The organism is Arthrobacter sp. P1_A5, assembly GCF_056406825.1.
The window spans coordinates 1-8,922 of sequence record NZ_JBFTZL010000153.1; the positions used below are offsets into that span (position 1 = coordinate 1).

The 8,922-nt window shown below is 68.4% G+C and carries 7 protein-coding genes and 1 pseudogene; 1 reads left to right on the forward strand and 7 read right to left on the reverse strand.

Annotated elements, in window-relative coordinates; translation table 11 throughout:
* The 7 genes from AC1D1S_RS16510 to AC1D1S_RS16540 form a co-directional block, all read right to left on the reverse strand.
* Nucleotides 1-623 (reverse strand): thiamine pyrophosphate-binding protein (locus AC1D1S_RS16510; protein ID WP_476994949.1); only part of this gene is annotated, 623 nt, incomplete at its 3' end.
* The gene (gene argS, locus AC1D1S_RS16515; protein ID WP_476946132.1) at nucleotides 620-2,455 is read right to left on the reverse strand and encodes an arginine--tRNA ligase; all 1,836 of its coding nucleotides are present in this window, start codon (nucleotides 2,453-2,455) and stop codon (nucleotides 620-622) included. The genes AC1D1S_RS16510 and argS, both read right to left, overlap by 4 nt.
* A 218-nt stretch (nucleotides 2,456-2,673) precedes the next feature.
* Entirely contained in the window at nucleotides 2,674-4,770 is a 2,097-nt protein-coding gene (locus AC1D1S_RS16520) for a PhoX family protein (RefSeq protein ID WP_476994950.1), read from the reverse strand.
* A gap of 145 nt (nucleotides 4,771-4,915) precedes the next feature.
* Nucleotides 4,916-5,443, reverse strand: coding sequence for a MarR family winged helix-turn-helix transcriptional regulator (locus AC1D1S_RS16525; protein WP_230010526.1), 528 nt, complete (start codon nucleotides 5,441-5,443; stop codon nucleotides 4,916-4,918).
* Nucleotides 5,444-5,522: 79 nt separating this feature from the next.
* A complete protein-coding gene (locus AC1D1S_RS16530) occupies nucleotides 5,523-6,458 on the reverse strand; it encodes an o-succinylbenzoate synthase (RefSeq protein WP_476994953.1) in 936 nt (311 codons plus the stop codon).
* Nucleotides 6,459-6,756: 298 nt separating this feature from the next.
* A complete protein-coding gene (locus AC1D1S_RS16535; RefSeq protein WP_476994951.1) occupies nucleotides 6,757-7,551 on the reverse strand; it encodes a class E sortase in 795 nt (264 codons plus the stop codon).
* 14 nt (nucleotides 7,552-7,565) lie between these two features.
* On the reverse strand, nucleotides 7,566-8,120 hold the full coding sequence (locus AC1D1S_RS16540; RefSeq protein ID WP_476994952.1) for a DUF6993 domain-containing protein: 555 nt from the start codon (nucleotides 8,118-8,120) through the stop codon (nucleotides 7,566-7,568).
* 327 nt (nucleotides 8,121-8,447) lie between these two features.
* Here AC1D1S_RS16540 and AC1D1S_RS16545 point away from each other — a divergent pair.
* Nucleotides 8,448-8,922, forward strand: a pseudogene (locus AC1D1S_RS16545) (phosphatase PAP2 family protein); the annotation flags it as partial.

The window sequence follows — 8,922 nt, forward strand, 5'->3', positions numbered from 1 at the left end:
GCCCGGTAGATGCCGCGTCCGGCGGCCGCGGGCAGCCCGTCGCCCACGGCCGGGACCAGCGGGTCGCGGAAGGCAAGGTTCAGCTGCACCGGCCCGGGCGGGGCGTCCTCGAAAGCTCCGGTGGCGGCACTGAGGGCCGTGTCGACGGCGCGCTGCGGATCGCTGCCCGCGGGCACGTCGACGGCGAAGCGGACGTGGTCGCCAAAGAGGTCCAGCTGCACGGTGGTCTGGTTGGCGCCGGTCCCCCGCAGCTCCTCGGGCCGGTCGGCGGAGATGACCACGAGCGGCACCGCGGCGTGATTGGCCTCCATGACGGCCGGGAGGAGATTGCCGACGGCGGTCCCGGACGTGGTCAGGACGGCGGCGGGCGCACCGGCGGACAGGGCCAGGCCCAGGGCCGTGAAGCCGGCGGACCTTTCGTCGATCCGGACCAGCAGCTCCACCCGTCCGGCGGCTTCGGCCTCGGCCAGGGCGTAGGCCATGGGCGCCGAGCGCGATCCCGGGGACACCACCACCTGGCGCACACCGGCGGCGACCAACGTGTCGACGGCGATGCGCGCAGCCTCCACCGCGGTCAGGCCGCCAGGAACTGAAGAGCCCGCAGCGGAATCCGCCGGACTCACATGTTCTCCGGCGTTTCGATGCCCAGCAGTTCCAGACCGCCGGAGAGGCGGCGCAGCGCCAGCGCGCACAGGGCCAGCCGCGAGTCACGGACCGATTCCTCGGCTTTGAGCACCGGGCACTGGTCGTAGAACGTGGTGAAGAGCTGTGCGAGCTCAAAGAGGTAGCCGCAGAGCCGGTGCGGCTCCAGCGCGTCCCGCACCTTGTTCAGCGTCGCGTCGAACTCCAGCAGGTGCAGGGCCAGCGCGCGTTCTGCGGGTTCGACGACGGCGATCGCCGTGGCGGGGCCGCCGGATGCTTCGGCTTCCGGCGTGCCGGCCGCCGGAGTTCCCGCTGCGCCGGCTGCCGGCCTGCCGCTGTCGCCGGTGATCCCTTCCAGTACCCCGGCTTTACGCAGGATGGAGCGGATCCGCGCCGCAGCGTACTGCACGTAGGGCCCGGTGTTGCCGCTGAGGGCGAGCATGCGGTCGAAGTCGAAGACATACTCGGTGTCGTGGCCGGTGGAGAGGTCGGCGTACTTGACGGCGCCGATGCCCACCTGGCGGGCGGTCACGGCGCGCTCCGCGTCGCTGAGCTCGGGCCGGCTCGCGTCGATGACGGCGCGGGCACGGTCCACGGCCTCTTCGAGCAGGGCCATGAGCTTCACCGGGGCGCCGGAACGGGATTTGAGGATCTTGCCGTCCTCGCCGAGCACGTTGCCGATCTGCACATGCACGGCCTCGACCGTCTCCGGAAGCCACCCGGCGTCCCGGGCACTGGCCATGACCATGCGCAGGTGCACGTTCTGCGGGGCGCCCACGACGTAGAGGATCCGGTTGGCCGCCAGGTCGCGGACGCGGTAGCGGATGGTGGCGAGGTCCGTGGTGCCGTAGCCGTAGCCGCCGTCGGACTTGCGGATAATCAGCGGCAGCGGCTGCCCGTCGCGGCCGGTAAATCCTGCGGGGAAGGTGCACAGGGCGCCGTCGCTGATCCGGGCCAGGCCGCGTTCCTCGAGTTCCTGGCACAGCTGTGCCAGATGCGCGTCGTAGGAGCTTTCGCCGGCGATGTGGTCATCGGTAAGGCTGATGCCGAGGGTGGAGTAGATGGCGTTGAAGTAGCGCTTGGACTGGGCGACCAGCCGCTGCCAGACGGCGAAGGTCTCCTGGTCGCCGCCCTGCAGGGCAACGACCCGGAGCCGGGCCCGGGTGGCGAAGCCGTCCTCGTCGGTGGCGGAGGCATCGAACTTGGCCCGGGCAGCCTGGTAGAACGCGCTGGGGTCCTCCACCAGCAGCGCCGCCTCCGGGGAGTCCTCGCCGATCTCCAGCCAGTGTTCGATCAGCATCCCGAACGGGGTGCCCCAGTCACCGATGTGGTTCTGCCGGATCACGGTGTCGCCGAGGGCTTCGAGCACCTTGACGAGGCTGTCCCCCACCACGGTGGTGCGCAGGTGGCCGACGTGCATCTCCTTGGCGACGTTCGGGGAGGAATAGTCGACGACGACGCGCTGCGGTGTCGCGGCGGGCGTGACGGCCGTGGCCGGGGACGCGGCCTGGACGGACTCTGCATTGAGCAGTTCCTCGATCCAGGTGCCGTCAAAGCTCAGGTTGATGAAGCCGGGCCCGGAGATTTCCACACTGCTGCAGATGCCGTCCAGGTTCAGGGCGTCCACGATCCTGGCGGCGGCGTCCCGCGGCGGCAGGCCGGCCTTTTTGGCCAGGGCCATGGCGGCATTGATCTGGATGTCGGCGAACTGGGAGGGCCTGACCACCGGATCCGTCTGCCGGAACTCTTCGCCAAACGCGGTGGCAATTGCAGCCTGGACTCTGGGGACAACCAATTCGGCCGGATTATTCACAGTCCCAAATTATCAGTTCGGCAAAAACCCGACGCTCCCTCACGTCTCGCCGCCAAAAACCCGACGCTCCCTCACGTCCCGCCGCCAAAAACCCGACGCTCCCTCACGTCCCGCCGCCAAAATAAGGGAAGTGAGGGAGCGTGGGAAGGAAATCTGCCGAACGTGAGGGAGCGTGGGAAGGAAACCTGCCAAACGTGAGGGAGCGTGGCGACAGGAGGCTAGGCGTCGGTGCGGAACACCTGGACCACGGACGGACGCGGGGCGCGCACCTGGCCGGGCTTCGGTGTGGCGCCGGCCGCGACGTAGTCCGGGAAGTACGAGTGCTGTTCGGCGAAGGTGCCTTCCTCGCCCGGGTGCTGAACGGCAACGAAGACGGTGCGCTCCTCGTCGTGGATGACCGGGCCGCAGGTCTCGGCGTCGCGCGGGACGGCGAGGAACTGCTCCACCCTGCCGCGTTCGGCACCGTCCAGGGTCACCTTGAAGAGCCCGTCGGCGTAGCCGATGCTGGAGGGCGCGCCGTCGGTGGAGATCCAGAGGTTGCCCACGGAATCGAAGGCCACGTTGTCCGGGCAGGAGATCGGTGAGACCTGGCTGGCAGGGAACCCGGCGAAGTAGGTGGCGGAGTTCTTGGCCGGATCGCCGCAGACCATCAGCAGGTTCCAGCCAAACGTTGTGGAGCTCTGGTCCCCGGTCTCGGTGATTTCGACGATGTGGCCGTCGCGGTTGAGGGTACGGGGGTTGACCTCGGTGGCCCCTTCCTTGCCGGGCTTGCCGCGGTCCGCGTTGTTGGTGCAGACCACGTAGACCTTGCCGGTGTGCGGGCTGGGCTGGACGTCCTCGCAGCGGTCCATCTTGGTGGGGCCCACCTTGTCGGCGGCAAGCCGGGTGTACACCAGCACCTCTTCCACGGACATTCCGGCCACCTTGGACTGGCCGCCCACCACGAGGGGCAGCCAAACACCGGCGCCGTCGAAGGCGCCGTCGGCCGGAAGCTCGCCCGCGCCGTCGAACCCGTCGGCCGGGGAATTGCCGGTGAACTTCGCGACGTACAGGTCGCCTTCCGAGAGCAGCGTGAGGTTGTTCTTGCGGTCCTCCGCCGTCTTTCCGGGCCGGTAGGTGCCGGCCGAGACGAACTTGTACAGGTAGTCGAAGCGCTCGTCGTCGCCCATGTAGGCCACCACGTGGCCGGACTTGGCGACGATCACGTTGGCGCCCTCGTGCTTGAAGCGGCCCATCGCGGAGTGCTTGCGGGGCGTGGAGGAGGGATCGAAGGGATCCACTTCCACGATCCAGCCGAAGCGGTTGGCCTCGTTCTGGTATCCGGGGTTGCGGGTGTCGAAGCGCGGGTCATCGAGTTCCCACTGGCGGGCGGTGGGCTTGCTGGTCAGGCCGTAACGCTTGTCGGCGTCGGAGGTTCCGGGCGCGGCGAAGTAGCCGTTGAAGTTTTCCTCGCCGGAGAGGATCGTGCCCCACGGGGTGGTGCCGCCGGAGCAGTTGCCCAGGGTGCCCTGGATGGCCCGGCCGGACGGATCGGCGGCGGTCTTCAGCAGCGGGGACCCGGCGGCGGGGCCGTCGAGCTCGTAGGTGGTGTCGGTCAGGAAGCGGCGGTTCAGCCCGGCGCCCTTGACGTAGCTCCAGGGCTTGTTCTTGTTCGCACGCTCCAACTCGACCACCGTGAGGCCGTGGGCTGCACGGCCGATCGCGCGGGCCTCGGCGGCGTCGAATCCGGCCGGCAGCATGATGGACTCATTGGTGTAYTCGTGGTTAGTGAAGAGCACGGCCCGGCGGTCCCTGGAGCCATCGATCGGCAGGATGTCGGTGTAGTCGTTGTTATAGCCGAACTGGCGGGCCTGCGCCGCCGCGCTCTGGTGGTCCAGGTCGAAGGCCGGCGAGTCCTTGAAGAGCGGGTCGCCCCAGCGGATGACCGGCTGCCAGGTGAACCCGGCGGGGACGGTCAGCTTGTCCACGCTGGCGTCCACCGGTGCGATGGCGGTGAACTGCAGCTTGGATTTTCCAAACCCGTCCTTGGCCGCGGCGGCGAGGCCCGGGCCGCCGTCGGCCACTGCCGTATCGGCGGACGTCACGGCGTTGCCGAGGACGACGGCGAGCGCGCCGGCGGCGCCGAAGCCCAGGGCGGCGCGGCGGGACATGGTGGCGGAAGCGATGTCCCGGAAGTAGCTGTTGGTGCTGGTGTTGCAGACCTCGCCCGAGCAGGCGTTGTCGCACTTCAGCGCGCAGGTGACGGGGCTTCGCTTGCCTTTGGTGTGGCCGAGCATGGGGAGCAGGGAAAATTTGCGTCCGGAGGTGACAGACATGGAGAGACCTTCCATGGGGGTGAGTTGCGGTCGCGCCCACCCTTCCAGCCGCCGGCTACCGAGAGACTTCTCCCAGGTGAAGTCGAGATGAACGGCACAGCACCGTACTGCGTCTGCCTACCGGTGAACCCCCAAGGGACAGAAGCTAGCTGTCCGTCTCTTCCGGGGCGCTGGCGGCAGCCATCAGCCGCTGGCCAATGCCCTCGAGAAATTCGGCGATGTTCACAATGCTGCCCTCGGAGGATTCCTGGAGAAGGGCCTCGGCCGCTGCGGCGAAGTGGTCGTTGGCCCACTGCATCGCGTCGGTTCCTTCCGGGCTCAGGTGCAACAGCACACTGCGCCGGTCCGTGGGGTTGGGCTTCCGCACCATAAAGCCCTTGGATTCCAGGCGGTCCACCATGGCCGTTACCGAGCCGGTGGTGATGTTCAGCGCCTTACCGAGATCCTTGGGAGTGAGGCCGTCCACCTCGCCCACAAAGGCCATCGCGTTGATGTCGATCGTCCCGATCCCCAGATTCTCGGCCAGCCGGATGCGGAGGGCATAGGTCCCCGTGTCGACCCGCCGCAGGCCTTGCACGATCCGGAGCAGCCCGTCCTTCTGGGCCACCATCTGACCCTCCGCGCGCTTTGCCGTAGCCAGCGCGTCATCTTGCCGGGGTACCGAGGTGGTCATCACGAATCTTCCGCTCCAAAGCTATGATCGGCGGCTAGTTCGCCGCGTCCGCATCCACTTTACTCTCAAACCACTTGCGTCACTGGCTGGCAGCCAGCACCGCGTGGACCCGGCGCAGGCGGTCGAGCCACCAGTCGCGGCGCCCGGGCGCGGCCGCATATTCCGCCAGCAGCTCCGGATCGGCGGCAACCTCGCGGACCCGGATGGCGCCGTCGTCGGGAACCAGCGGGTCCCGGGTGACATCGGCGGCGAGCAGGGACACGGTACCCAGCCCGCAGGCATACGGCAGTTCCGGCAGCGCCGCGGCGAGCGCCAATCCGGCGCGGATTCCCACGGAGGTGTCCAGCGCCGAGCTGACGACGGCGGGGAGCCCGGCCTGCGCCACGATGTCCAGGGCCCGGCGCACTCCCCCGAGCGGCGCCACTTTCACAACGATCAGATCCGCTGCGCCGGCGCGGGCTACCTTGAGCGGATCGTCCTCCTTGCGCACGCTTTCGTCCGCGGCGATCAGCACCGGGATCGCGGCGGCCCGCAGCCGGCGGCGGACCTCGGCGAGCCCGGCGATGTCCGGCACGGGCTGTTCGGCGTATTCCAGCCCGACGCCGGAGAGCCGGGTCAGGGCCTCGACGGCGGCCGGGACGTCCCAGCCGCCGTTCGCGTCCACCCGGATCGCCGCGTCCGGGAGTGCCTCGCGGACCGCGGCTACCCGTGCGGCGTCGTCATCCAGGCTCTGCCCGGGCTCGGCCACCTTGACCTTGACGGCGTCCACCCGGCCGAAGCGTGCCAGGATCTCCTGGACCCGGTCCGCGGTGACGGCGGGGACCGTGGCGTTGACGGGGATGCTGGTGCGCAGCGGCTCGGGAAAGCCCTGCCAGCCGGCTTCGATCGCGGCGGCGAGCCAGCGGGACGCTTCCGGGTCGCCGTACTCGGGGAAGGGGCTGAATTCGCCCCAGCCGAGCGGGCCGTTCAGCAGCAGGGCTTCGCGCTGGAGGATTCCGCGGAACTTCACCCGCATCGGCAGGCTCACCACGTGGGCGACGTTGAGGAGTTCCTCCAGCGCGGGGAGCTGATCGCGGAGTTCCTCCGGGCGGCTTCCGGGACGGCCCGGCCGCGGTGGAAACGGGTTCGTGTTCATGGTTGTGCCGCGCTCAACTCTGCCCGACGGTGGCGTCGGTCAGATGCGTCACTTCAGCCATCCAAGGAAACACAAACTGGTCCAGGACAACCAGGGCTCCCGCAAGGATCACCACAGACAGAAGGATCTTCAGCCAAAGAGGCCCGGGAAGTTGCCGAAAAAGCCAAAGGTACACGGCCTAGCCCTTCCCCTGCAGCGCGGCGAGCTGCTTAGCGATGGGCGCCGGAGGCCCTGCGCTGAGCGGCTGCCAGGAATCAAAAATGGAGTACGCGATGATGCGCTCTTGGGCGCCGAAGCGCGGATTGCAGCTTGTCATGGTCAAAATCCGTTGCTGCGGCTCTGCGCCGGGCTGAGTCGGCACCGGCGCCAGCACATCCGTCCGGTCCGGCAGGACAATCTCCTGGTTCCGGAAAACGTACGTGTAGAACCCGTCGGCGGTCTGAACATAGATTTTGTCCCCGGGCACCAGTGTGTGGATGTTGTCGAGCACCGCGCCATGTGTCTGGCGGTGGCCCGCGACGGCAAAGTTCCCCATGGCCCCGGGCATGGCCGTTCCCGCATAGCGGCCCAGGCCGAGCGTGTCCAGGACGTCCTGGCTGGTGCCCTCGATGATCGGCCTGCTGTAGTCGGCTCCGAAGCGGGGAATGTAGATGACCCCGATCGCCTGTCCGTGACCCGGCACTTTGCCGACCGGCACTGAAGGGGCTCCCTTGGTGTCCCCCGGCGCCGTGGCCGCAGGGTCATTCGGTGCAGGTGCCTTGTGTTCCTGCACGAACTGCTTCACTGCAGCCCCCTGAGCCGCATCGGCTTCAACGTTGGTCCACCACAATTGCCAGGCGACGAAGAGCACGGCAATCACGCCGAGGGTGATCAGCAGTTCGCCCATCACCTGGACGGCCAGCAGGGAGCGACGCCGGCGGGTGCGTTGGGTTTCCTGCGCAACCGTGGCGCGGCGATTCAGTACCTTCGACATGCCCCTCCTGTTGCCTACCGCTGGACGCTGCCGACGAAGCATCGCCCGTTCGGAAGAACCGGCAAGACTGACGATTCCACAGTTCCGGACCGGATCTGTGCCATCACACATTCGGTTCCGCTCAACACGCCAACTTCCACGGCGTCGGCGGCCAGCCCGGTGGGTGTGCGGGAGGCAGAAACCTCCACCGCTGCCGGGGCAAACCCCGCCGCGGAAAGGCTCGCGCGGATTTGCTCCCGGCTCGGCTGCGACGACGACGCAAGCAGGGTCTGCAGGGCCGCTTCCACAGCACGTGGAACGCCGGAGGCAGCAGCAGTTGCGGAACCGGTCGGCGCTGTCCCGGCCGTTTCCCGGGATGGGGCAGACGATGCTTGCCCGGCCGGTGGCGCTGCCTCGCTCGCTGAGCCGGAGGACAGGGGCGGTGAAGGGGCAGCACACGCAGACATACCCATCACCAATGGCAAGACCGCAACAACCAGCCCCACGCACCAGCCGCCGCGTGGGCGGCGGCACTGGGCGGGGTCGCGGGAAGTCACCGGAACATCCTCCCATACCGGGTCTGGCTCCATGCGACGGACGCGGACGCGGACGCAAACTGGACGCCGTCAAGGAGTTGTTCATCGAGGCCGGGCGGGGATGCGTCTGCACGTCTCTGGGGCCCTTGATGGGCCGGCGTCGACTGGGGGTGAGTCCCTGGTCCAGGAAACTCGTCTTCGCCGGCCCCGCTCAAGGAGCGTCGTGCCGGGGACAAGCCACACCGGCACTGTCGACTCTATGAATCCCGTTCCAGCACGGCACGAGTAGCGGGTACTCGGCTTTTTGTCCGGGTACTACTCGCCCCGCCGCGCGCCGGGCCCATCAGGTGGCGCGCAGGGTTCTGTGGGAGCCTTAATGGCATGACTTTTCGGCAGGAACGCACCCCATGGGACCCGTCTGCCCGGGTCCCTGAGGCGCAGATCCCGGAAACGCAGGTCTTAAAGACTCAGGCCCCAGCCACCCGGGCGCCAAAGACGCCGGCCGGCAGAACACGGGATCCGCAGGCGGAGTGGTCCCCTGGCAAGGGCACGGCCGCCTTGTTCGTGCTGGCCACGGTTGCGTGCGTCGCCGCACTGGCCGTCACCTATTTCTTCTTTGTCCGCACCACCACGGGACAGTTCATTGACGAATCCGCCCTCGTGGAAGCGGTGGAGCTCAGCGGGACCGCGGGCAAGGCAGCCACCAAGCTGCTGGACTGGCTGCCGGCGCTCTCTGTAGTGATCGCATCGATCGTGGTCGTATTCGTCACGATCGTGCGGCGGCGCTGGGCGGCGGCCGGGATTGCGATTGCGGCCTGTGTGGGCGCCAACGTGGCCACCCAGATCCTCAAGGACC

What these genes read in the sequence shown, in the direction of transcription:
- AC1D1S_RS16525 (WP_230010526.1), bottom strand. Translation starts at nt 5,443, where the DNA reads ATGACCACCTCGGTACCCCGGCAAGATGACGCGCTGGCTACGGCAAAG.
- AC1D1S_RS16530 (WP_476994953.1), bottom strand. Translation starts at nt 6,458, where the DNA reads ATGCGGGTGAAGTTCCGCGGAATCCTCCAGCGCGAAGCCCTGCTGCTG.
- AC1D1S_RS16535 (WP_476994951.1), bottom strand. Translation starts at nt 7,551, where the DNA reads ATGTCGAAGGTACTGAATCGCCGCGCCACGGTTGCGCAGGAAACCCAA.
- AC1D1S_RS16540 (WP_476994952.1), bottom strand. Translation starts at nt 8,120, where the DNA reads ATGGAGCCAGACCCGGTATGGGAGGATGTTCCGGTGACTTCCCGCGAC.